Consider the following 21,932-nt stretch of genomic DNA (forward strand, 5'->3'; position numbering starts at 1 on the left):
CCGGTCGCGGTTGCTCGCAACGTCGTGCCAAGCACAGGGCGCGCGCGATCACGCCGGCCCTTATCGACCACACAACCGGTGTGCAGCGCCGGCTTGCGCGACCTGCACTGCATCGGCCGGTCGCGTAGCACGGGCGATCGTCAACGCACCGTGCAGATGAGGTTCCGGTCGACATCGCACTCGCGTGGCACACACCCACCGCTGCGACGGTTCTCACGCCCGGCGGCCTACCGTAGGTGGCGTTGGACCGTGATGCACACACCCCTTCCTCTTGCCCAGACCTGCCCGCCGATGTGCGTGGCACAGGTGCTCTGCACGGCTGGCGCGACATCACGCAACACGCATCGAGACATGCGAGGTGGTGCATCCGCGCCATAGGCAGGCCAGCGCATCCGCGCTCCCCACAAGGCAGACAACTATGAGAATTCTGGTCACCGGCGGCACCGGCTATATCGGCTCGCATACCTGCGTCGAACTGGCACGGCGTGGTCATGAGGTGTGCATCGTCGACAACCTCAGCAATTCGTCCGAGCGCGTGCTCGACCATCTGCAGCACCTGATGGGCTATCGGCCGGAATTCCACTGCATGGATGTGCGTGCGCCGGAGCTGGCCGAGCTGATGCGCAGCAAACGCATCGAGGCGGTGCTGCATTTTGCCGCGCTCAAGGCGGTGGGCGAATCGGTCCGCGAACCCTTGCTGTACTTCAACAACAACGTGACCGGCACGCTGGCGCTGCTGCGCGCGATGCGCACCGCCAAGGTGGCCAACCTGGTGTTCAGTTCGTCGGCGACGGTGTACGGCGACGCCAATACCAGCCCGATCGAGGAAAGCGCACCGCTGAAGGCGATCAACCCGTATGGCCGCACCAAGCTGATGATGGAAGAGATGATCGGCGACCTGAGTGCGGCCTGGCCGGAATTCAACGCCGCGCTGCTGCGCTACTTCAACCCGGTCGGCGCGCATCCCAGCGGCTACCTCGGCGAGGATCCGCGCGGGGTGCCGAACAACCTGATGCCCTACATCGCGCAGGTAGCGGTCGGTCGTCGCGACGCCTTGCAGGTCTTCGGCGACGACTACCCCACCAACGACGGCACCGGTGTACGCGACTACCTGCACGTGATGGACCTGGCCCGCGCACATGTGGATGCCATCGACTACCTGCAGCGCGAGCGCACCGGCCTGGTGGTGAACCTGGGCACCGGGCACGGCTATAGCGTGCGCGAGGTGGCGGCCGCATTCGAGCGCGCCAGTGGCCGGCGCATTCCGCTGTGCATCGCGCCGCGCCGCGAGGGCGATGTGGCGGTGTACTTCGCCAGTACCGCACTGGCCAACCGGCTGCTGGGCTGGACCGCCGAGTACGACCTGGACCGCATGTGCCGCGACACCTGGCGTTGGCAGTCGATGCATCCGCAGGGCTACGCCAACTCGCGTCTTGCGCGACAACGCACGCCGTCTGCCATGCCGTCCGCATCGCCCGGGCGCGATGCCGCGCGTGAGCTGGCGGCCCCGGCATGCCGTGCCTTGCCCGCGCCGGACACGCGCCGCCGCAGCGAGCCGTCACGCGCGCTGGTCCTTGCCGACGGCCTGTCGCGCGCATGAGGCGCAGTCACTTCTTTCCTAGCGAGGGCATTTCATGAGTTGGGCAGGTCAGTTTCAATACGCTATCGGCAAGACACGTCGTGCCGTCGCTTCCGACAGCGCACCGCAGTTCGATCCAGGCCGGCCGACGCTGTTATGTCTGTCGCACCTGCGCTGGAGTTTTGTCTACCAGCGCCCCCAGCATCTGATGTCGCGCTTTGCGCACGATGCCAACGTGCTGTTCTGGGAAGAACCCATTGCCTGCGACGAGCCCACCCCATGGCTGCAGGTACGTGGCGAGGACGGCGGCGTGCACGTGCTGGTACCGCGCCTGCCGGCCGGCTGCGAGGGCGAGGCGGCGGTACGTGTGCAACGCCAGTTGCTGGATGGCTACCTGGCCGAACTGGGCGTTGCCGATCTGTTGCTGTGGTACTACACGCCGATGAGCCTGGGCTTCAGCGCGCATCTGCAGCCGCGCATCACCGTGTACGACTGCATGGATGAGCTGTCGGCGTTCCGCGGTGCGCCACCGGAGCTGGTCGAACGCGAACGCACGCTGTTGCAACGTGCGGACGTGGTGTTTACCGGCGGCTACAGCATCTGGGAGGCCAAACGCGCACTGCATGGCAACGCGCATGCCTTTCCCAGCAGCGTGGACGTGGCGCATTTTGCCGCCGCACGCGCGCCGCAAACCGAGCCCGCCGATCAGGCCGGCATCGCACATCCGCGGCTCGGCTTTTACGGGGTGATCGACGAGCGCTTCGATGTCGCGCTGCTGCGCAGCCTGGCTGCGCAGCGCCCGCACTGGCAGCTGGTGATGATCGGCCCGGTGGTCAAGATCGACCCCTCCGAGCTGCCGCGCGCAGACAACATCCATTACCTGGGCGGCAAGACCTATGACGAACTGCCTGCGTATCTGTCCGGCTGGGACGTGGCGCTGATGCCCTTTGCGATGAACGCGTCCACGCGCTTCATCAGCCCGACCAAGACGCCCGAATACCTGGCCGGTGGCTGCCCGGTGGTGTCCACGCCCATCCACGACGTGGTACGCACCTATGGCGATACCGGCGTGGTGCGCATTGCCGACACGGCCGACGCCTTCATTGCCGCCTGCGAGGCCGCATTGCAGGACAGCGCCGACACCGAGCGCCTGTACGAGACCGCCGACCAGGTGCTGGGCGACATGTCCTGGGACCACACCTACGCATTGATGAAGGAGACACTCTCTTGGAACCAGTGATGCCTCACGGCAGCGCCACCCTCCACGGCACGCCACCGCGCACCCGGGCGCGGCGCGGCTTCGATTACCTGATCGTCGGTGCGGGCTTTGCCGGCAGCGTGCTCGCCGAACGCCTGGCCGCCGGGCTGGGCAAGCGCGTGCTGGTGGTCGACAAGCGCCCGCATATCGGCGGCAACGCCTACGATTTTCATGACGATGCCGGCGTGCTGATCCATCGCTATGGCCCGCACATCTTCCACACCAATGCACAGCGCATCGTCGATTACCTGTCCAACTTCACCCAGTGGCGCCCGTACGAACATCGCGTGCTCGCGCAGGTGGGCGAGCAACAGGTGCCGATTCCGATCAACATGACCACGCTCAACCGCCTGTATGGCCTGCAGCTCACCAGCGAGGACGAGGCGGCGGCATTTCTGGCCAGCCGCGCCGAGCCGGTGGCGGACATCCGGACCAGCGAGGATGTGGTGATCAACCAGGTGGGGCGCGAGTTGTACGAGACGTTCTTCCGTGGCTATACGCGCAAGCAGTGGGGCCTGGACCCATCGCAGCTGGACAAGTCGGTGACTGCGCGCGTGCCCACGCGCACCAATGACGACGACCGCTATTTCACCGACACCTTTCAGCAGATGCCGCTGCACGGCTATACGCGCATGTTCGAGCGCATGCTCGATCACCCCAACATCAAGGTGATGCTCAATACCGATTTCCGCGAAATCCGCGACGAGCTGGAGTACGACCAGCTGGTGTACAGCGGGCCGGTGGACGAATACTTCGACTATTGCTACGGAAAGCTGCCGTACCGCTCGCTGCGCTTCGAACACAGCACGGTGGAGCAGGAACGGTTCCAGGCGGTGGCGACAGTCAATTATCCGGCCGAGGATGTGGCCTACACCCGCATCACCGAATACAAGCATCTCACCGGCCAGCAGCATCCCAGCACCAGCCTCACCCACGAATACCCGTCGGCCGAGGGCGACCCGTATTATCCGATCCCGCGTGCCGAGAACGCCGAGCTGTACCGCCGCTACGAGCGGCTGGCAGCGGAAACGCCCGATGTCACCTTCCTGGGGCGCCTGGGCACCTACAAGTACTACAACATGGATCAGGTGGTGGGCCAGGCGCTGGCGGTGTACAAGCGCATCGAAGAACGCGAGCAGCACGCGCCGGCCGTGCTGGCGGTCTGATCGGCTCCCCTGCCCTGCAGCAGTCCCGCTGCAGGGCCGTTATCGACGCGATGCCGCCACCAGCGGTGCGCGTGCAGCAGGATGGTAGATGCACACCCCCACAGTGTTCGACAGTTTCTTCATGGCGGGGTTCGAGTGTTCGAGCCATCGCCGTCGCGACGGCCGCCGGCTGGATCTGCTGGCCGGCACCCGGCACGACCGCTGGGCGGCCAACGACTATGCCGCCGTCGGCGCGCACGGTCTGCGCACCGCACGCGACGGCCTGCGCTGGCATCTGATCGAGCAGCGTCCCGGCCACTACGACTGGTCCAGCTTCCTGCCGATGCTGCATGCCGCGCAGGCCACCGGCACCCAGGTCATCTGGGACCTGTGCCATTACGGCTGGCCGGACGATGTGGACATCTGGACCCCGCAGTTCGTCGAGCGCTTCGCGCGGTTTGCCGCAGCAGCCGCGCAATGCATCAGGAACGAAACCGATGCGGTGCCGTTCTATGCGCCGCTCAACGAGATCTCGTTCTGGGCGTGGAATGGCGGCGATCACGCGCGCATGCATCCGATGGCACGTGGGCGCGGGTTCGAGCTCAAGCACCAGCTGGTGCGCGCCACCATCGCGGCCATCGATGCGGTGCGCCGGGTCGAGCCGCGCGCGCGCTTCGTGCAGGTGGATCCGGCCATCCACGTGGCCGCCCCCAACGACCGCCCCGGCCCGCGCCGCGAAGCCGAACGCCTGCGCCTGGCGCAATTCGAGGCCTGGGACATGGTCTGCGGCCGGCAATGGCCGGGGCTGGGCGGTGCGCCGGAGTATCTGGACATCATCGGCGTCAATTACTACTCCGATAACCAGTGGTACCCCGGTGGCACGCCGATCCTGCGCAGTTCGCCGGATCACCGCGCGTTCTCGGCCATCCTGGGCGAATTCTGGCAGCGCTACCAACGCCCGATGATCGTGGCCGAAACCGGCGCCGAGGCCGACCAACGCGCCCCCTGGCTTGCGCATGTCTGCGACGAAGTGGCGCTGGCCCTGCAGCACGGCGTGGCCATGGAAGGGATCTGCCTGTATCCGGTGCTGGACTACCCGGGCTGGGACAACTACCGGCATTGCCCCACCGGCCTGCTCGGCTACGCCGATGAACACGGCCAGCGCCCCGTCGATGCCCGCCTGGCGGCGCAGCTCAGGCGCGAACACGACCGCTTCGGCCTGCGTGCACCGCAGTTCCCGCTCGCGGACATGGCCACGTGAGCACATCCACGCAGCCGGCCCTGTTGCCGGATACGCCGGCGCGCTTCCTGTGGCACTACATCTGCCAACGTCCCTGGCACTTCGGCGGCCTGCTGGTGCTGATCATCGGTGCGGCCGGTTGCGCGGTGACGGTGCAATACGGCATGAAGATGCTGGTCGATGCGATGGCCACCGAACAGCGCGAGCAAGCCGATGTGTGGCTGCCGCTGGGCTTGTTCATCGGCCTGATCGCAGTGGAAAACCTGTTCTGGCGGCTGGGCGGCTGGCTGGGCTGCCGCACCGTGGTGGCCAGCGTGGTGGATATCCGGGTAGACCTGTTCCGCCACCTCACCGGCCACCCGATGCGCTATTTCACCGAGCACTTTGCCGGCGCGCTGGGCAACCGCATCTCCGCACTTGGCGGCGCGGCCGGGCAGATTTACGGCGGGCTGGCCTGGAAGATCCTGCCGCCCATCGTGGATTTCATCGGTGCCGTCGTGTTGCTGATCACCGTGGACTGGCGCATGGCGGCCACCTTGATCGGCTTTGTTGCGTTGGTGGCGGCCATCATCACCAGCTTCGGCATCCGCGGGCGTGCCAAGCATCAGCGGTTTGCCGCGCAGGCCGCGCGGGTGGGTGGCGAGCTGGTGGATGCGGTGTCCAATGTCTGGACGATCAAGGCATTTGCCGCACGCGACCGCGAAAGCGCGCGGTTGGCCGAACAGATCGGCCACGAAGCGGTCGCGCATCGGCGCAGCTGGATGTACGTGGAAAAAGCCCGGGTGATCCACGACATCTGCCTGTCGCTGATGGCCGGCGGCATGCTGCTGTGGGCGATCAGCATGTGGCGCGGCGGCGCGGTCAGTGCCGGCGACGTGGTGCTGGTCAGCGCATTGACCTTCCGCATCCTGCACGGCTCGCGCGACCTGGCGCTGACCCTGGTGGACACCACCCAGCAGCTGGGCGCGATCGCCGACACCTTGCAGATCATCCTGCAGCCGCATGCCATCGTCGATACGGATGCGCCGCTGGCGCTGGCCGAAGGCGATGTGCGTTTCGAGCAGGTGCGCTTTGCCTATCCCGAGCGCGAGGCAGTGCTGGATGGGCTGGACCTGCATATCCCCGCCGGCCAGAAGGTGGGCATCGTCGGCCCGTCCGGTGCCGGCAAATCCACCCTGATCGCGCTGATCCAGCGTCTGGACGATGTGGAATCCGGCCGCGTGCTGATCGACGGGCAGGATATCCGCGGCGTCAGCCAGGACAGCCTGCGCGAAAAGATCGCGGTGGTGCCGCAGGAAACGGCGCTGTTCAACCGCAGCATCGGCGACAACATCCGCTATGGCCGGCCCGACGCCAGCGACGCCGAGGTCCACCAGGCCGCGCGGCATGCGTTCTGCGATGGCTTCATCCGTCAGCTGCCGGAGGGCTACGACACCCAGGTCGGCGAGCGCGGGGTGATGCTCTCCGGCGGGCAGCGCCAGCGGCTGGGCATTGCGCGCGCATTCCTGAAGGATGCGCCGATCCTGATCCTCGACGAAGCCACCTCGGCGCTGGATACCGAGTCGGAAGCGGAAATCCAGGCGGCATTGGATCACCTGATGCGCGACCGCACCGTGCTGGCAGTGGCGCACCGCCTGTCCACCGTGATCGGCTTCGACCGCATCGTGGTGCTGCAGGATGGCCGCGTGGTGGAAGACGGCGCGCCGGCGGCGCTGCGTGGGCGTGGCGGTGTGTTCGATGGCCTGTGGCAGCGGCAGGCTGCCGGCTTCGAACAACCCTTGTCCGCAGCGACCTAGTGCTCTGCGGCAACGATTGCCGCTGCTTCAGTCTGCTATTTCACTGAACATCGCACACACAACAGGCAGCCGAGGCTGCCTGTTGTGTGTGCATCGCTCCGCTCAGTGCGGTGGTCGGTAGTCGCGCAGCTTGGTGGTGACGTTGCCGATTTCCTGCACCGCTTTCTTGAGGTCGTCTTCGGACATCCCCAATTCGCGCGCCCAGTACTGCAACTCCCATTCCTCACTGATGCTGACCGTGTGCATGTCGGTGGGTTGCCGGTTTGCGTCCTGTGGTTCGCCCATGGCGATCTCCGCTATCGATCCTGCAGAAAGTCCGGGCCCGCCTCAGTGCGGCGGGGTCTGCTTGGTGCTCAGGGTCTTGGCATGTTCCAGATGCTCGGCAATGGTCTCGCGTGCACGCTGCAGTTCCTTGCCCAGGTCGCTGGAACCAGGCTCGCTGCTCAGCTGCGCATCGAGGAGCGCCAACGCCTGCTCGTGGCTGCTGATGGCGGTCTGCAGGTACTGCTTTTCGAACGCCTGGCCATGCAGCGATTCCAGCTGGTCCCGTGCTGCCTTGGAACGCACGGAGGCCGCCTGCCCCAGGCTGCCGCTGCGATCGGGTGCGAACCGGCTGAGATCGGTCAGTGCGGCACTGTGCGCTTCGTCCATCTTGCGCGCAAAGTCCAGCACTTCGCCTTCCACGCCCTTGACCACGGCCAGCTGCGCCAGCGTGCGCTCCTGCTCGTTGAAGATGGCCAGTGCGCCCAGCGCCTGCTTGCGGTCGCGCGCATCGCCCACGCTGTCGCGCAACGGGTCGCCGTGCGGCGGCGTTGCGCCGATGGCGGCCTGCCCACTCTGCCGATCCTGCTGTGCGCCTTCATTCGCCTGGCGCTGGCGGCGTTGCCACGCCTTGTAGGCCACATAGCCCACGGCACCGGCGGTCACCATCTTGAAAAGTCCCATGCATGTCTCCTTGAGTGGTCGCCATCTGGCGATTGTTGATTGTCGGTTTGCCCCACTGCAGACGGCCTCGCATGCAGAACGGCGTGGACATTTAGCGTGCGAGCGCACGGGTTATCCAGCCGTGACTTGCGCATCAACGGCGCGTGGCCGCCGGCCGCCGTGCACGCCATGCCCACGCACCGTGCTGACGCCCTTAACGCGCCTGCCCGAACACTGTTGTGCGTTGCCGCAACCCACGGCCCAACAGGAGATCGATATGCTTGCCCTCAACTATCACGGCTCACGCGATGTGCGGGTCGAAACTGTGCCGGACCCGGTGCTGGTGGAACGCGATGACCTGATCCTGCGCGTCACCGCCACCGCGATCTGCGGATCGGATCTGCATCTGTACCGCGGCAAGATTCCGGATCTGCGGCATGGCGACATCCTCGGCCACGAATTCATGGGCATTGTCGAGGACGTCGGCCCGGATGTGACCGCTGTCAAACGCGGCGACCGGGTGGTGATTCCGTTCGTGGTGGCCTGCGGGCAGTGCTTCCATTGCATGCTGCAGGAATTTTCTGCCTGCGAAACAACCAACACCGGCAAGGGCGCCGCGCTCAACCACAAGGACATGCGCCCGCCTGCGGCCTTGTTCGGTTTCAGCCATCTGTACGGCGGGCTCTCCGGCGGCCAGGCCGAATATGTGCGCGTCCCCAAGGCCAATGTCGGGCCGCTGGTGGTGCCTGATGCACTGCACGACGAGCAGGTGTTGTTCCTGTCCGACATTCTGCCCACCGGTTATCAGGCCGTGGTCGATGCCGGGGTCAAGCAAGGTTCCACGGTGGCGATCTTCGGTGCCGGCCCAGTCGGCCTGATGGCCGCGGCATGCTGCCGCATGCTCGGCGCGGAGCGCATCTTCATGGTCGACCGGCATGCCTACCGCCTGGATTTCGCGTCCAAGGCCTATGGCGTGATTCCGATCAATTTCGATGAGATCGACGACCCGGCCGATGTGATCGTCTCGCAGACCGATGGCCGCGGTGTGGATGCCAGTATCGAAGCGGTCGGCTTCGAGGCCGAGGGCAGTGCGCTGGAAACCACGCTCACCAACTTGAAGCTGGAGGGCAGCAGCGGCGTGGCGATCCGCCAGTGCATCGCCGCCACCCGGCGCTGCGGCGTGGTCAGCGTGCCGGGCGTGTACGCCGGTTTCATCCACGCCTTCATGTTCGGCGACGCATTCGACAAGGGACTGAGCTTCAAGATGGGCCAGACCCATGTGCAGAAGCACATGCCGCATCTGCTCGAACGCATCGGCAATGGCGATCTCAAGCCCAGCGCCATCATCTCCCACCGCATGCCGCTGGCCGATGCAGCGCGCGGCTATGAGGTGTTCGACAAGAAGCAGGACGATTGCCGCAAGGTGGTGTTGACGCCGTAAACCCCGGCCAGGCGGACAAACAAAGGCGCGGTCACCGACCGCGCCTTTGTTGTTTTCTCCCTTCAATTGCTGCCGTGCGATGCGGCGTAAAACTCGCCAAGCAAACATCGGCACACCTGCATGCAGAGCGATGCGCACACGCCGCCTCGCGCAAGAACGCGCAGGCGGCGTCTGTGCGCAGCCGCTCAGTCCAGCGGCTTTGCAGGCACGAACGGCGATACCGGATCGCTGGCCGGGAAGGTTTCTTCCACCGCCTCGTCCTGCAGCGCGTCCTGCTTCTTCTTGTCGCTGTGGTCCTGATCGTGGCCTGTGGCCTGATCGTGTGCGGACGGAATCTGATTGGATGGGCTCATACCTGTCTCCTGTGACGTACATCGGTACTGCCCACGCTACGGCGCCGCAACGATGGCACAGGTGAAAACCGTCTTCGCATGGGCGCGACAAAGGCAACCGTTGGCAACGCCGCCGCAGTGTGCGTTTCGGCTTCCGCGTGAAAGACGGCATGACCAGCGACAAACGGGCGGCAACGATGCATCGCCGATACCCTCGCCGGGATCGCGATGGACGCAGCAATCCCCCATGTGCGGCACGCCGGATGGGGCGATGCGTCCCCTGACGTTGCATTTTTGCCCGGCGTCCCTGCCACCGGACATGCGCGCCACCAGGCGCAGGTTCACATCCTGGCGCGCCCAAGGTGTATGGTGCCAGTGCGCCTGACGCCCGGCGCCGCCCTCATTCTCTCTGGCCTCCCCATCAAGAATCTCTGCGAACGCTGCGACGCCGTCTGTTGCCGGCTCACCGTCATGGTCGATCCATCCGACCGCATCCCCAACCACCTGACCAGCGTGACACCGGAAGGCTGGCACGTGATGGCGCGCGATGAAGAAGGGTGGTGCGTGGCGATCGATGCGGCGCGGATGTGCTGCTCGATCTACGACACGCGACCGGCCATCTGCCGGCGTTTCGTCATGTCCGGCCCGTATTGCCGCGACGTGCGTGCCACCTACGACGATCAACGCCGGCGGGGCATCCCCTTGACGCTCTACAACGCATGAGGATTCGCGATGAATAACTCCCGCCGCCAGTCGATGACCGTCAGCAATCAACCCGGCAAGCCGCGCCTGTCCGAACAGCGCCTGGCCGCCGATCTGGAAGCCTTCCAGCAGTCCGGCGGTGCGATCGAACGCCTGGGCGATACCCCGCTGCGGCGCGAAAAGACGCGCGGTGCGTCGGCGGCGACACCGGCGACACCGGTCAAATCGGCCGCTGACGCGGAATAGAACTGCGTGGAGCACGGGTGTCGTGCATCTCACTGCGCTGCACGGAATAGACCTGTGTTGGAGCACAGGCGGTGGGCATCTCGCCACGCTGCGTTGTGGCTCCAACGCTAGCGCCTGCTTGAGGACCCACTGACTCATCCTGCGAATAGGTACTGCGCCGTAGCCGGCGCACGTGTGCCGGGTCGATCAGCGGGCCTTACGCAAGCGCAGCATCTGCGCAGCCGCTGTTCACATCGCCGCCGCGCGACACAGCTGCCTGCTGCCGCCGCGTCGCCAGGTAGTGCCGCCACCGCGCATTCAATGCATCACACAGCTGTTCGGCTGCCAGCGACTCGTGTGCACTGGCCAGATTGAACTCACGGTGCCAGTGGATGCCCGATTGCCCGCCCGGCCAGGGGGCCATCCGGTAGCCTTGCGGCAGCGCAAGCCCGGGGAGGGTGGCACCGCACAGCATTTGCCCGTCATGCGGCCCGCCAACCAGATGCACGCGCACGCCTTCTCCTGCTTCATTCACAACCAAGCTCCTCAACGAGGTGCCGGACGTCCGCATCCGGCACGGGTGTTGGGGGCGCCATTGCGGGGGAGTGCAACACCTCCGTGTGCAGCCTCACACTCAGCGCATCGCCCGATGGCGCCCCGATCGGCACCACGTGATCGAACCAGACCACGCGATGCCATCGACGGCGCTACGATAAAAACGGGCGCAGCAGGCGTGCGTGAACACGGCAGAAAATTTCAGTGATGGCGTGCCCGGATCATGCGATCAAGGGGCACAACGCAGGCGGCGCGCGGCGCCAGGCGGTTACAGCAACTGCGCGTGATCGATCGCGCCCAGCCCTTGTGCCAGGGAGGCCATTTCGTTGGCCAGGTCGATCAGGTTGCCGCCGGCCTGCGCCGCGATGCCCATGATGCGTTGGTACGCATCCCAGAAGTCCGGGCCGCTGCCGTAGGCAGCATGGAACCCTTGCAGCTCCAAGACCAGCAGATCGGACACCTGCATGTCGGAGTGGTCCATTGCGTCACCTCGCTGGGAATTCCCCGGCCCGCAGCTTATACCCGTTCATTTGACAGAACCGGGTCAGCCAGACGACCGGGCGGGCGGCGCTGAATCGGTCAGGCACCGCGGCCGACGCCATCGTCGTGGCGGAAGCTCCCATGCGCCACTCCATGCGCTGCGGCTCAGGCATGCATGCGTGCCGCCCGGGTGGCACCGCGCAGCCCCTGCTCCAGACATTCCAGCAAGCGGCTCACCTTGGGCAGCAACTGCCGTGCGCGCATCCACACCAGATGCAGCGGCAGGCCATCGGTATCGCACTGCGGCAGCACCGTGACCAGACTGCCGCGCTGTAGATGGTCATCGATCAGCCAGGTCGGCAATTGTGCGATGCCCAGGCCGGCGGCCACCGCATCCACCTGCGCCTCGGCATTGCCCAGCACCACGCGTCCGTGCATCGGCCGTTGCTCCACCGGTCCTTCGCCGTGGCGTAGCAGCCAGGGGCTGCTGCTGCCATCGGCCTTGGCGTAGATCACCGCCGCGTGGTTCACCACCTCGTCGATGCGCTGCGGCGTGCCGCGCTGCGCCAGGTACTGCGGGGCCGCGCAGAACACGTAGGTTTCGTGGCCGAGATAGCGGTGGCCCAGGCTGCCGGGCCACTGCTCCGGCCCGCCGATCCGCACGGCCACGTCGATGCCCTCCTCGGCCATGTCGACGAAGCGGTCGGTAAACGACAGGCTCGGTTGCAGGCCGGGATGCTGCTGAAAGAACGGCAGCAGCACCGGCAGCACCTTGCGCCGGCCAAAGCTCACTGGCACATCCAGCCGCAACCGGCCGGTGGGCGCCTGGCCCTCGGCGCGCAGCACGTGCTCGGCCTCCTCCAGTTCGTCGAGCACCTTGACGCACACCCGATAGAACGCCGCGCCGGCATCGGTCAGTTCCAGCCGCCGGGTGGTCCGTGCGAACAGGCGCACGCCCAGGCGCGCCTCCAGCCGGGCAATCGCCTTGCCGACCGCTGAGCTGGTCAGGCTGAGGCGCTCGGCGGCGGCGGTGAAGCTGCCGGCGTCGGCAGCGCCGACGAAGACATCGATGCCCTTGACGCGTTCGGAGGGATGCATGCTGACCCATTACAGAATTGAGGTCCGTAATCTACGGAAAATACTCCCGATATACGACGTCAGTTCTTTCTTACCATGGCCAGCCCCCATTCCGGCCGATGCCATGCCTGCCCTCCATTCCCTTCCAGAGACCAGCCCCGCTGCCACCGGGCGCAGCGGTCTGGCGATCTTCATCCTGGCGTTTGCCGCATTCGTGATCGTCACCACCGAGTACCTGATCGTCGGTCTGCTGCCCGGCCTGGCGCGCGACATGGGTATCTCGATCTCCGCTGCCGGCCAGCTGGTGACGCTGTTCGCCTTCACGGTGATGCTGTCCGGCCCGCCGCTGACCGCCTGGCTGTCGCACCTGGACCGCAAGCGCCTGTTCGTGGCGATCCTGCTGGTGTTCGCGGTGTCCAACGCCGTGGCTGCGCTGGCGCCCAACATCTGGGTGCTGGCGGTCGCGCGCTTTCTCCCGGCGCTGGCATTGCCGGTGTTCTGGGGCACCGCCAGCGACACCGCCGGGCAACTGGCCGGCCCGCAACAGGCCGGGCGAGCGGTGTCGCGGGTGTATCTGGGCATTTCGGCGGCGCTGCTGTTCGGCATTCCGCTCGGCACGGTGGCGGCCAACAGCATCGGCTGGCGCGGCGCGTTCTGGAGTCTGGCGGCGCTGTCGCTGGCGATGGCCGCCGCGTTGGCGCTGTGGATGCCGACGGTGGCGCGCACTGAGCGGGTCAACCTGCGCCAGCAGGCCGGGATCTTCACCGAGCGCTTCTTCCTGGCCAATGTGGCGTTGTCGGTGGTGGTGTTCACCGCCATGTTCACCGCCTACACCTATCTGGCCGACCTGCTCGAACGCAACGTGGGCGTGCCGGCGGCAAACGTCGGCTGGTGGCTGATGGGGTTCGGTGCGGTCGGCCTGATCGGCAATTGGTTGGGTGGCCGGGTGGTGGACCGCTCACCGCTGCGCGCCACGGCGGTGTTCCTGCTGTTGCTCGCGTTGGGCATGGCGTTGTGCGTGCCGGTGGCCGGCACCGGCGTGCTGCTCTGTCTGACCCTGGCGGTCTGGGGCATTGCGTATACCGCGCTGTTTCCGATCAGCCAGGTGCGGGTGATGCAGTCGGTCGGCCATTCGCAGGCATTGGCCGGCACCACCAACGTGTCGGCTGCCAATGCCGGCATCGGCGTCGGCGCCATCATCGGTGGGCTGGCGATTCCGGCCTGGGGACTGGGCAGCATCGGCTACGTCGCCGCGGCGGTCGCCGCGCTGGGGGTGGTGCTGATTCCGTTGGTGCACCGCGCCCGGCGGTGAGTGGCGCGCCTGTGGCAAGGCTGTGCCCGGGCCATCAGGTGGCACGCGCGCCCCATGGCAGCGGGTGACGCGCTGATCGGCGCAGGTGGCGCATGTGCCCCGCCACCTGCGCGCCCGGCGACCTGGAGCTGCCCCGCAGCGCCCCCTGACAGCACTGCACGCCAGCCCCTGCTGAATGCCGCCAGCCCAGGCAGCGCGGGCCTGGGCGCGGCGGCTGTGGCGCGCGCATTCCCGTGTAAAATGCGCGGTCTTTGACCGGAACAATGGCGAAAGCTGCTCCACGGGCGCCCCTCTCGGGCCCGGCGTTCATTCGCCTGCTCGCACGCCTCAGCGATGTCCGCGTCGCCCAGTCCAACCACGCGCTGGCCGACCGGCTGAGCCAATGGATCGACTGGACGCGTGCAGTGGCCGTGTCCAAGGCGCTGGATGGCAAGCTGCCCGACACCGATGACCTGCCCGAGCCGCGCCCGCTCGATGCCGACGCCTGCGCCCGCGTGCGTGCCGGTCTGGCAACCAGCAGCGTGGCCGATCTGGATGCGCTGGTGGCACGCCTGCGCACCGAAGCACGTCCTGCCACCGAGGCGGGCGCGGCGCCGCCGGTGCCCGACTATGCCCCGTTCCGGCAGCATTACCTGGCCATGCAGCGCGCCATGCGCACCGCCACCGGCGATCTGCGCGGGCGGCTGCGCGACCTGCTGACGCTGGTCTCCAGTGAAATGGCACGGCTGGCCGAAGTGGATGCGGTGATGGAGCTGACCCTGAGCCCGCGCGAGCAGACCCTGTTGAACACCGTGCCCAGCCTGCTCGGCGCGCATTTCGAACGCCTGCGCCATGCCGCGCAGGCGCATCACCCGCCAGGCGATGACCAGGCCGCCGCGCGCGCGGTGTCCGATGGCTGGCTGGATGTTTTTCGCAAGGACATGCAGAGCGTGTTGCTCGCCGAACTGGATGTTCGTTTTCACCCGATCGAAGGCCTGCTTGCAGCGCTTCGTACCCGCTAACTGGGACGTCATGTTCAAAACTCTTGTACACGTGTGTGTGTTTCTCGTCGGCCTGTTGGCGGTTTGCTGGGTCGGGTTCGGCTATCTGGGCTCCAATCCGTTGGGCGCCTGCATCGCCGCGGTGATCGGTGCCTGCTATCTGGCCGGTGCGCTGGAGCTGTATCGCTATCGCCAGGCCAGCGCCACGCTGGACACCGCGGTGTCCGGGCTGAGCGCCGCGCCGTCGGCACTGGATGCATGGCTGGCGCAGCTGCACCCGAGCCTGCGCAATGCGGTGCGTCTGCGCATCCAGGGCGCGCGCGTGGCGTTGCCGGCGCCCGTGCTGACCCCGTACCTGGTGGGCCTGCTGGTGCTGCTGGGCATGCTCGGCACCCTGCTCGGCATGATGGCCACGCTCAAGGGCACCGGCTTTGCATTGCAGAGCGCCACCGACCTGCAGGCCATCCGCGGCTCGCTGGCCGCACCGGTGGAAGGCCTGGCGTTTGCATTCGGCACCTCCATCGCCGGCGTCGCCAGCTCGGCCATGCTGGGCCTGTTGTCGGCGCTGTGCCGGCGCGAGCGCCTGCAGGCGGTGCAGCGGCTGGACCTGAAGATCGCCGCCGAACTGCACCCGCATTCGGAAGCGCACCAGCGTGGTGAAGTGTTCAAGCTGCAGCAGCAGCAGAGCGCGCTGATGCCGGCACTGATCGACCGGATGCAAGCGCTGATGAGCAGCATCGAGCAGCACAGCATCGCGGCCGACCAACGCCTGGCCGCGCACCAGGCCGAGTTCCATGCCAGAACCGAGGCGGCGTACACGCGGCTGGCCACGTCGATGGAACAGTCGCTGCAGGCCGGCGTTGCCGACAGCGCGCGCGCGGTCGGCGCGGCATTGCAGCCGGCGATGGAAGCCACCATGGCCGGCATTGCGCGCGACACCGCCGCACTGCACGAACGCCTGACCCAGGCCGTGCAGCAGCAGCTGGACGGCATCAGCAGCGGCTTCGATCGCAGTGCGAGCAGTGCGGCCAGCCACTGGGCCAGTGCGCTTGCCGCGCAGGAACAGGCGCAGCGCGCGCTCCATACCCAGCTGCAGGACACCCTGGAGCAGGTCGCCCACCACAGCACCGCCGTGCAGGAAGGCGTGAGCACGGCCGTGCAGCAGCAGTTGCACGGGCTCAGTGCCGGCTTCCAGGACAGCGCACGCACCGCCGCCGACCAGTGGCAGGCCGCCCTGGCCGCGCAGGAGCGCGCGCAGCAGGCACTCACGGAACAAATGCAGGCACTGCTGGCGCAGGTCGATGAGCGCAGCAGCGCCGTGCAGGACAGCGTCACCCGCGCGGTGCAGCAGCAACTGAGCGCACTCGACGACGGCCTTGCACGCAGCCATGCCGCCACCGCAGCGCACTGGGCCACGGTGCTTGCCGAACAACAGCGCGCCACCCAATCGCTCAGCACCCAGCTGCAGGCCACGCTGGAACAGCTGGCCCGTCAGACCAGCGCCCTGCAGGACGGCGTGCAGCAGGCTGTGCAGCAGCAGCTGGAGGGCTTGAACAGCGGGTTCGAGACCAGCACGGCCGCGGCCGCGGCCAGCTGGACCGCTGCGGTGGCCGAGCAGCAGCGCAGCAACCACGCGCTCACGCAGGACCTGCAACATGCATTGACCGAGTTCGCCAGTACCTTCCAGGCGCGCACCGGCGCCCTGGTCGATGCGGTGGCCACGCGCATGGACCAGTCCAGCAGCGAGGCCGCCACCGCGTGGACGGACGCACTGGCACAGCAGCAGCAGGCCAGCGCTGCGCTGGCCACCCAGCACCAGGCCGCACTGGCCGCCGCCACCGCCAGCTTCGACGCACAGGCCGCATCGCTGGTGGGCACCTTGCAGCACGCGCATGGCGATCTGCAGGCCGCGCTGGAAGCGCGCGATGCGCAGCGTCTTGCCCTGTGGAGCGAGCGCTTCACCGCGATGAGCGCCACGCTCACCGCGCAATGGGAACAGACCGGCGAGCGCGTCACCCGGCAACAGCAGGCCATCTGCGACACCCTGGCCAGCACCGCCAGCGAGCTGTCCACGCAGGCGCAGGCGCAGGCCAGCGCCACCATCAGCGAGGTCTCGCGCCTGATGCAGATCGCCGCCGAAGCGCCCAAGGCCGCTGCCGACGTGGTGGCCGAGCTGCGCCAGAACCTGTCCGACAGCATGGTGCGCGACACCGCCATGCTGGAAGAACGCACCCGCCTGCTGGCCACGCTGGACACCTTGCTCGACGCGGTCAATCACGCTTCCACCGAACAACGCCAGGCCGTGGACGCGCTGGTCACCACCTCGGCAGACCTGCTGCAACGGGTGGGCACCCAGCTCACCGAGCAGATCGGCAGCGAAACCGGCAAGCTCGGCGCAGTGGCTGCGCACGTCAGCGGCAGCGCAGTGGAAGTGGCCAGCCTGGGCGAAGCCTTCGGCGTGGCAGTGCAGCTGTTCAGCGGCGCCACCGGCGAGCTCAACGAGCGCCTGCAGCACGTGGCCACCGCACTGGATGCCTCGCTCGCGCGCAGCGATGACCAGCTGGCGTACTACGTGGCGCAGGCGCGTGAGGTGGTGGACCTCAGCATGCTGTCGCAGAAGCAGATCATCGAAGAACTGCGTCAGCTCGATGGCCGCCGCAGCGATGCCGGCGCAGCGGAGCCGGCATGAGCGACGAGATCGAAAGCGACGGCGAGTCCGGCACGCCGATCTGGGCCGCCTTCGGCGACCTGATGTCGGTGCTGCTGGGCGCGTTCGTGCTGATCCTGGTCGGCGTGATCGGCGTGCAGCTGCAGCTGTCCAGCCGCCTGGACCAGGAGGTCAGGCAGCGCCAGGCCGAAGCGCAGCGCCGCAAGACGCTGGAACAGGCGCTGGCCGCGCCGCTGGCCGCCGGCCGCGTGACGCTGGTGGATGGCCGCATCGGCATTCGCGGCAACGTGCTGTTTGCGTTCAACTCCGATGAATTGCAGCCGGACGGCCGCGAGGTCCTGAAGTCGCTTGCCGCCCCGTTGGCGCAGTACCTGCGCGCCCGCGAAGAGATCCTGATGGTCAGCGGCTTCACCGACGACCGCCCGGTACTGGGCGGCAACCGCCGCTATGCCGACAACTGGGAACTGTCTGCGCAGCGCGCGCTCACCGTGACCCGGGCGCTGATCGCCGACGGTGTGCCGGCCGCCTCGGTGTTCGCCGCCGCGTTCGGCGCGCAGCAACCGGTGGATTCCAACGCCGACGAAGCGCGCCGCGCCAGGAACCGCCGCGTGGAAATCGCACCGATCGCACGCCCATCGACCGCGCGTGCGCCCTCGTCCGCAGCGCCGGCACCGGCAGCGGCCACGCGATGACCACCTCGGCGACATCCGCCTACGCGCGGCTGGCGCGCTGGCGCAATGAGGGTGCCGACCAGCTCGACCCGGTGCGCTTCCATCTGATGCAGGCATTGGCCGCACGCGCGCAGACGCAGACCGATGCGGTGCGTGTGGTGCTGGAAGACAGGCTGGATGCATTGGTCGATGCATATGCGGCCACGCTGAAGGATGCGGCGCGTCGTCGCGCCACCAGCCCTGCCGATCCAGGTGCCTTGCAACGCACTGCCCTGCGCGCAGTAACCGACCAGCTGGCAGGCCATGCCGCCTTGATGGAAGTGGACAGCAGAAAGACCGCAGCGCCCGATGCGCAGCTGTTCCCGGAACTGCCGGCGCTGGACGATTTCCGCCGTACCTGGACCACCGTGCGCACTGCCAGCCAGGTGCGGCAGTCGCTGCAGGATGCGCCCAAGGACGCCGGCCCGCTCAATTCCAGCGTGCTGGTGCACCGCTGCATCACCCTGATGCGCGAACGCTCGCCCGGCTATCTGCAGCACTTCCTCGGCTATGTGGATGCGCTGTCGTGGCTGGAACAGATGCAAAGCGGCGGCGTGCTGGCCGATGACGCCGCCGCGCCGCTGCCAGCGCCCAGGAAGCGCAGCCGCAGCGGCACCACCAAGCGGCGCAGCCCGGCGTAAGTTTGTGCGCGGTGCGGCAACCCGTGGTGGGCGATCCGCTTGTTCATCGAGCACGGCCGGGTGTTCATCCTGCGCGCACTGCGCGCCATCTTGCGCATGCAGCCTGCGGCAGGCTCCGCCAACACCGCGCTGCACAGCGCGTGCAGCGCGGCATGGCCCTACGACGCCGGCTCGGCGATGGCATCGAAGCGCGGCGCGCGCTCGAAGTCCGCGCGCGTAAACGGGCGGTCGCGGAACAGGTAACCGTAATAGAACGTGCGCAACCGCTGATGGTAGGCGCGGATGCGGTCCTGATAGGCCAGTTGTGCACGCAGGTCGGTCTGCGCCAGCCGCGTCAACGCGGCCTGCAGCGCCACCGGCGGCAGCACCATGGCGGCACGCTGGGCGAGCGCTTCGCGGCGCACCAGCCCCTGGCGGTACGCGGCCACCTGCGTGGCCACCTGCTGGTCGCCGTTTTCGTGGAAGGCGAAATACCACTTGTAGTGGAAGGCGTCGGTCAACGGCGCCGAATCGGCCCACTGCGGGTTGCGCGCGTAGAAGCGCTGCATGGTGGCCTGGCGCGGAATATCCCAGGCGTGGTTGACCGCCTCGCGCTGCAATCGTGCGATCTCTGTGCCCTGGGTGACCGGTACCGCCTCGTTGATCGCCACATGCGCCAGCGCCGGTGCCACCAGGGCCAGCAGCACCCAGCAGGTGGCCAGTGCCGTGGCATGCGCGGCAGGCCGCCAGCGCAGGCGGCCCACCACCACCGCCAGCAGTACCCAGAACAGCAGGTATGCGCAGGTCAGCGCCAGCACGGCCAGTTGCTGCAGCAGCGGGACGCCGTAGACGCCGGCGGCAATGACGAACGGCACGGCCAGGCACAGCAGTACCGCCAATGCACGCACCGTCACCCGTCGCATCCACACCCTGGCGCCGGCACCCGGCAGCGCCGCCAGCATGCGCGCACGCCCGGCCTCGCGCTCGCCGGAGCGCAGATCGAACAGCAGCGCAATCACGAACAGCGGCAGCAGGAACACCAGCACGAACGCGTAGTCGAAGCGGCCGGCCAGCGCCAGCTCCGGGTTGTAACTGTCGCCATCGTAGATCTGCGCCTCCAGCCCCAGCGCGCGCACGCGCAGGATGTACGGCGCCACATCGCGCATGCCCACCGCAGCGAATGCCAGCGGCGCGGGGCTATCCCAGGTCGGGTGAAAACTGTAGTAGGCCGCGCTGCCGGCATCGTTGCTGCGCGCGACATAGGCGGCCACCGCCGCGGTGTCTTCCTGCTGCAGCGCTGCAATGCGTGCGATGTTGGCGCGCTGCGCAGCGATGACGTGCTGCCCGGAGAGCAGGCTGCACACGGTCAACAGCCCAAGCAGCACCAGGCCGGCCGCTGCAGCGCGCGCGCGCAGCAGCAACAGCAGTTCGTATTTCCACAGCAGCATCAGCGCGTCACTCCCACACGTCGGCCGGCGACAACCAGCATGCACAGCGCCACCAGCAACCACGCCCCGATCAGTCCCAGCGGGATGCGCGTCGCGCCGATCACCTCCTCGGTGGACGCCGGCACGAACGCGAATACCGGAATCGCATGCCAGTGCGCTGCGGAAATGCGCTTGCGCCGGTCGGCACCGGCATCCTGCGCGGTGTCGTCGGCCATGCGCACCGCATCGGCCTGCAACTGGTTGAGCTGTTGCACCAGCGTGTAGCGATAGCGCTCGGCCTGCGCCAGAAAGTGCGCGTGCGCGCGCAGATCGGTGCGTGCCAACGCCATCGACACCTCGCGCAGCGCCACCGTCGGGCTCAGCACCGCGAAGCCGCGCACCAGCAGGTTCTGGTCCTGCTGGATACGGGCATCGCGCGCGGCGTAGCGTTCGAACAGGCTGGCGCTGAGCCGCTCGCCTTCCAGTGCGAGCAGGCCCTTGTAATTGACCGGCAGGTCTTCCACGCGCTGGACACCGTAGCGGCGCAGCACCTGCTGCTTGAACTGCGCAAAGTGCGGGTCATCCGGGTTATGGCTGTCGCCGAGCGTGCGCAGATCGCGCTGGATGGCCACATCGGTTTCCAGCCGCGTGGGCAGCCGGTACGCCGCACTGGCCACATCCGGCGCCACCCGCGGCACCAGCACGGCCAGCCACACCCACAGCGCCAGCGACACCAGCAGCGCATCGCGGCCGCGCCGGCACAGCATCGAGACCGTCAGCACCAACGCGCACCACAGCAGCAGATACGCCGCATACGCCAGCACCAGAAGCGCCACCGGCCCGGCCTGGCCGGGCACCAGGGCAATCGGTATCAGGCCGACCAGCGCCGGCAGCAGGCAGGCCCCGGCCACCGCAGCCAATGCCAGATATTTGCCGCCAAGCAATTGCCGGCGCGTGGCGCCCTGCAACAGCAACACGCGCAGCGTGCCGGCCTCCTGTTCGCGCGCCACCGCGCCATAGCCCAGGAACACCAGCAGCAACGGCGCCAGTACCTGCAACACGAACGCCGGGCTCAGTTGGCCAAACCGCACCAGCAACGAGCTCTGACGCACGTCGCCGAAGTTGGCGGTGTTCTGGCGATGGCCTTCCAGGAACATGCTGTTGCCGGTGAAGGCGTCCACGCCCGCATCGAAGGCGGCCAGCGCCGGCAACGGGCGATAGATGAAGTGGCCGTAATGCACCACGCGATGCGGATGCCGGTCCGGCTGGGCCTCGAAGGCCTGCTGCGCGGCCTGTTGCTGACGCGCGCGGAACTCGGTGACCTGGCGCTGGTGATGCGCGGCAGTCAGCGTGGCCGCCAGCGTCAGCAGCATCAGCAACACCACGCCGATGGCGGCGGAGCGATTGCGTGCCATGAAGCGCAGTTCTTCGCGGCCCACCAACCACACCGCCCTCATGCGC

The 21,932-nt window shown here is 67.5% G+C and carries 21 protein-coding genes; 13 read left to right on the top strand and 8 right to left on the bottom strand.

From position 1 onward, the window contains the following. Positions 1-418: 418 nt before the first annotated feature. The 5 genes from galE to XnspCFBP7698_RS19135 all read left to right on the top strand — a co-directional run bounded on the left by galE (position 419) and on the right by XnspCFBP7698_RS19135 (position 7,018). On the top strand, positions 419-1,600 hold the full coding sequence (gene galE / locus XnspCFBP7698_RS19115; RefSeq protein ID WP_123137670.1) for a UDP-glucose 4-epimerase GalE: 1,182 nt from the start codon (positions 419-421) through the stop codon (positions 1,598-1,600). A 34-nt stretch (positions 1,601-1,634) separates the two neighbouring features. After that, positions 1,635-2,819, top strand: a complete 1,185-nt coding sequence (locus XnspCFBP7698_RS19120) for a glycosyltransferase family 1 protein (RefSeq protein WP_123137671.1) — start codon at positions 1,635-1,637, stop codon at positions 2,817-2,819. Beyond that, on the top strand, positions 2,819-4,003 hold the full coding sequence (gene glf, locus XnspCFBP7698_RS19125; protein ID WP_123137672.1) for a UDP-galactopyranose mutase: 1,185 nt from the start codon (positions 2,819-2,821) through the stop codon (positions 4,001-4,003). The genes XnspCFBP7698_RS19120 and glf overlap by 1 nt, the downstream gene beginning before the upstream one ends. 88 nt (positions 4,004-4,091) lie before the next feature. Beyond that, positions 4,092-5,243 carry a beta-glucosidase gene (locus XnspCFBP7698_RS19130; RefSeq protein ID WP_123137673.1) on the top strand — a complete coding sequence of 384 codons (1,152 nt, stop codon included), beginning with the start codon at positions 4,092-4,094 and terminating at the stop codon, positions 5,241-5,243. Then, positions 5,240-7,018, top strand: a complete 1,779-nt coding sequence (locus XnspCFBP7698_RS19135) for an ABC transporter ATP-binding protein (RefSeq protein ID WP_123137674.1) — start codon at positions 5,240-5,242, stop codon at positions 7,016-7,018. Before XnspCFBP7698_RS19130 ends, XnspCFBP7698_RS19135 begins: the two co-directional genes overlap by 4 nt. Positions 7,019-7,120: 102 nt before the next feature. On the opposite strand, the gene XnspCFBP7698_RS19140 is transcribed toward XnspCFBP7698_RS19135, so the two are convergent. Together XnspCFBP7698_RS19140 and XnspCFBP7698_RS19145 are read right to left on the bottom strand one after the other, a co-directional pair. Then, positions 7,121-7,303, bottom strand: coding sequence for a DUF3606 domain-containing protein (locus XnspCFBP7698_RS19140; protein ID WP_047694746.1), 183 nt, complete (start codon positions 7,301-7,303; stop codon positions 7,121-7,123). A gap of 42 nt (positions 7,304-7,345) precedes the next feature. After that, positions 7,346-7,963: a DUF4142 domain-containing protein gene (locus tag XnspCFBP7698_RS19145; RefSeq protein ID WP_104579507.1), complete on the bottom strand. Its 618-nt coding sequence runs from the start codon at positions 7,961-7,963 to the stop codon at positions 7,346-7,348. Between the two features lie 256 nt (positions 7,964-8,219). Between XnspCFBP7698_RS19145 and XnspCFBP7698_RS19150 the strand changes: the two genes are divergently transcribed. Next, complete coding sequence (locus tag XnspCFBP7698_RS19150) at positions 8,220-9,383, top strand: zinc-dependent alcohol dehydrogenase (protein WP_039564011.1); 1,164 nt, start codon at positions 8,220-8,222, stop codon at positions 9,381-9,383. Between the two features lie 185 nt (positions 9,384-9,568). Here the strand turns inward: XnspCFBP7698_RS19150 and XnspCFBP7698_RS21655 are convergent, their stop codons facing one another. Then, the gene (locus tag XnspCFBP7698_RS21655; RefSeq protein WP_068835607.1) at positions 9,569-9,736 is read right to left on the bottom strand and encodes a hypothetical protein; all 168 of its coding nucleotides are present in this window, start codon (positions 9,734-9,736) and stop codon (positions 9,569-9,571) included. Between the two features lie 354 nt (positions 9,737-10,090). On the opposite strand from XnspCFBP7698_RS21655, the gene XnspCFBP7698_RS19160 reads away from it, so the two are divergent. Next, positions 10,091-10,438, top strand: coding sequence for a YkgJ family cysteine cluster protein (locus XnspCFBP7698_RS19160; RefSeq protein WP_228314837.1), 348 nt, complete (start codon positions 10,091-10,093; stop codon positions 10,436-10,438). 9 nt (positions 10,439-10,447) lie between these two features. Then, complete coding sequence (locus XnspCFBP7698_RS19165; protein WP_047694741.1) at positions 10,448-10,663, top strand: hypothetical protein; 216 nt, start codon at positions 10,448-10,450, stop codon at positions 10,661-10,663. A 196-nt stretch (positions 10,664-10,859) separates the two neighbouring features. Here XnspCFBP7698_RS19165 and XnspCFBP7698_RS19170 read toward each other — a convergent pair whose 3' ends face one another. The 3 genes from XnspCFBP7698_RS19170 to XnspCFBP7698_RS19180 form a co-directional block, all read right to left on the bottom strand. Continuing rightward, on the bottom strand, positions 10,860-11,177 hold the full coding sequence (locus XnspCFBP7698_RS19170) for a hypothetical protein (protein ID WP_052077035.1): 318 nt from the start codon (positions 11,175-11,177) through the stop codon (positions 10,860-10,862). A gap of 288 nt (positions 11,178-11,465) precedes the next feature. After that, the gene (locus XnspCFBP7698_RS19175) at positions 11,466-11,678 is read right to left on the bottom strand and encodes a hypothetical protein (protein WP_039405875.1); all 213 of its coding nucleotides are present in this window, start codon (positions 11,676-11,678) and stop codon (positions 11,466-11,468) included. Between the two features lie 164 nt (positions 11,679-11,842). Then, positions 11,843-12,775, bottom strand: coding sequence for a LysR family transcriptional regulator (locus XnspCFBP7698_RS19180; protein WP_039405879.1), 933 nt, complete (start codon positions 12,773-12,775; stop codon positions 11,843-11,845). 103 nt (positions 12,776-12,878) lie between these two features. Between XnspCFBP7698_RS19180 and XnspCFBP7698_RS19185 the strand changes: the two genes are divergently transcribed. From XnspCFBP7698_RS19185 to XnspCFBP7698_RS19205, 5 genes are all read left to right on the top strand, one after another. Next, positions 12,879-14,066 carry an MFS transporter gene (locus tag XnspCFBP7698_RS19185; protein ID WP_104579510.1) on the top strand — a complete coding sequence of 396 codons (1,188 nt, stop codon included), beginning with the start codon at positions 12,879-12,881 and terminating at the stop codon, positions 14,064-14,066. A gap of 263 nt (positions 14,067-14,329) precedes the next feature. Further along, positions 14,330-15,067: a DUF3348 domain-containing protein gene (locus tag XnspCFBP7698_RS19190; RefSeq protein WP_179456417.1), complete on the top strand. Its 738-nt coding sequence runs from the start codon at positions 14,330-14,332 to the stop codon at positions 15,065-15,067. Between the two features lie 10 nt (positions 15,068-15,077). Further along, positions 15,078-17,735, top strand: coding sequence for a DUF802 domain-containing protein (locus XnspCFBP7698_RS19195; protein WP_047694734.1), 2,658 nt, complete (start codon positions 15,078-15,080; stop codon positions 17,733-17,735). Beyond that, complete coding sequence (locus XnspCFBP7698_RS19200; RefSeq protein ID WP_104579512.1) at positions 17,732-18,406, top strand: OmpA family protein; 675 nt, start codon at positions 17,732-17,734, stop codon at positions 18,404-18,406. The genes XnspCFBP7698_RS19195 and XnspCFBP7698_RS19200 overlap by 4 nt, the downstream gene beginning before the upstream one ends. Further along, on the top strand, positions 18,403-19,065 hold the full coding sequence (locus tag XnspCFBP7698_RS19205; protein ID WP_104579513.1) for a DUF2894 domain-containing protein: 663 nt from the start codon (positions 18,403-18,405) through the stop codon (positions 19,063-19,065). Before XnspCFBP7698_RS19200 ends, XnspCFBP7698_RS19205 begins: the two co-directional genes overlap by 4 nt. 158 nt (positions 19,066-19,223) lie before the next feature. Here XnspCFBP7698_RS19205 and XnspCFBP7698_RS19210 read toward each other — a convergent pair whose 3' ends face one another. Then, positions 19,224-20,492 (bottom strand): DUF3526 domain-containing protein, encoded by a 1,269-nt coding sequence (locus XnspCFBP7698_RS19210; protein WP_047694728.1) that lies wholly within the window; start codon positions 20,490-20,492, stop codon positions 19,224-19,226. After that, positions 20,492-21,928 carry a DUF3526 domain-containing protein gene (locus tag XnspCFBP7698_RS19215; protein ID WP_104579514.1) on the bottom strand — a complete coding sequence of 479 codons (1,437 nt, stop codon included), beginning with the start codon at positions 21,926-21,928 and terminating at the stop codon, positions 20,492-20,494. Before XnspCFBP7698_RS19215 ends, XnspCFBP7698_RS19210 begins: the two co-directional genes overlap by 1 nt. Positions 21,929-21,932: the final 4 nt, after the last annotated feature.

The organism is Xanthomonas sp. CFBP 7698 (genome assembly GCF_003600855.1).
In the GTDB taxonomy this organism is placed as follows: Bacteria; Pseudomonadota; Gammaproteobacteria; order Xanthomonadales; family Xanthomonadaceae; genus Xanthomonas; species Xanthomonas cannabis.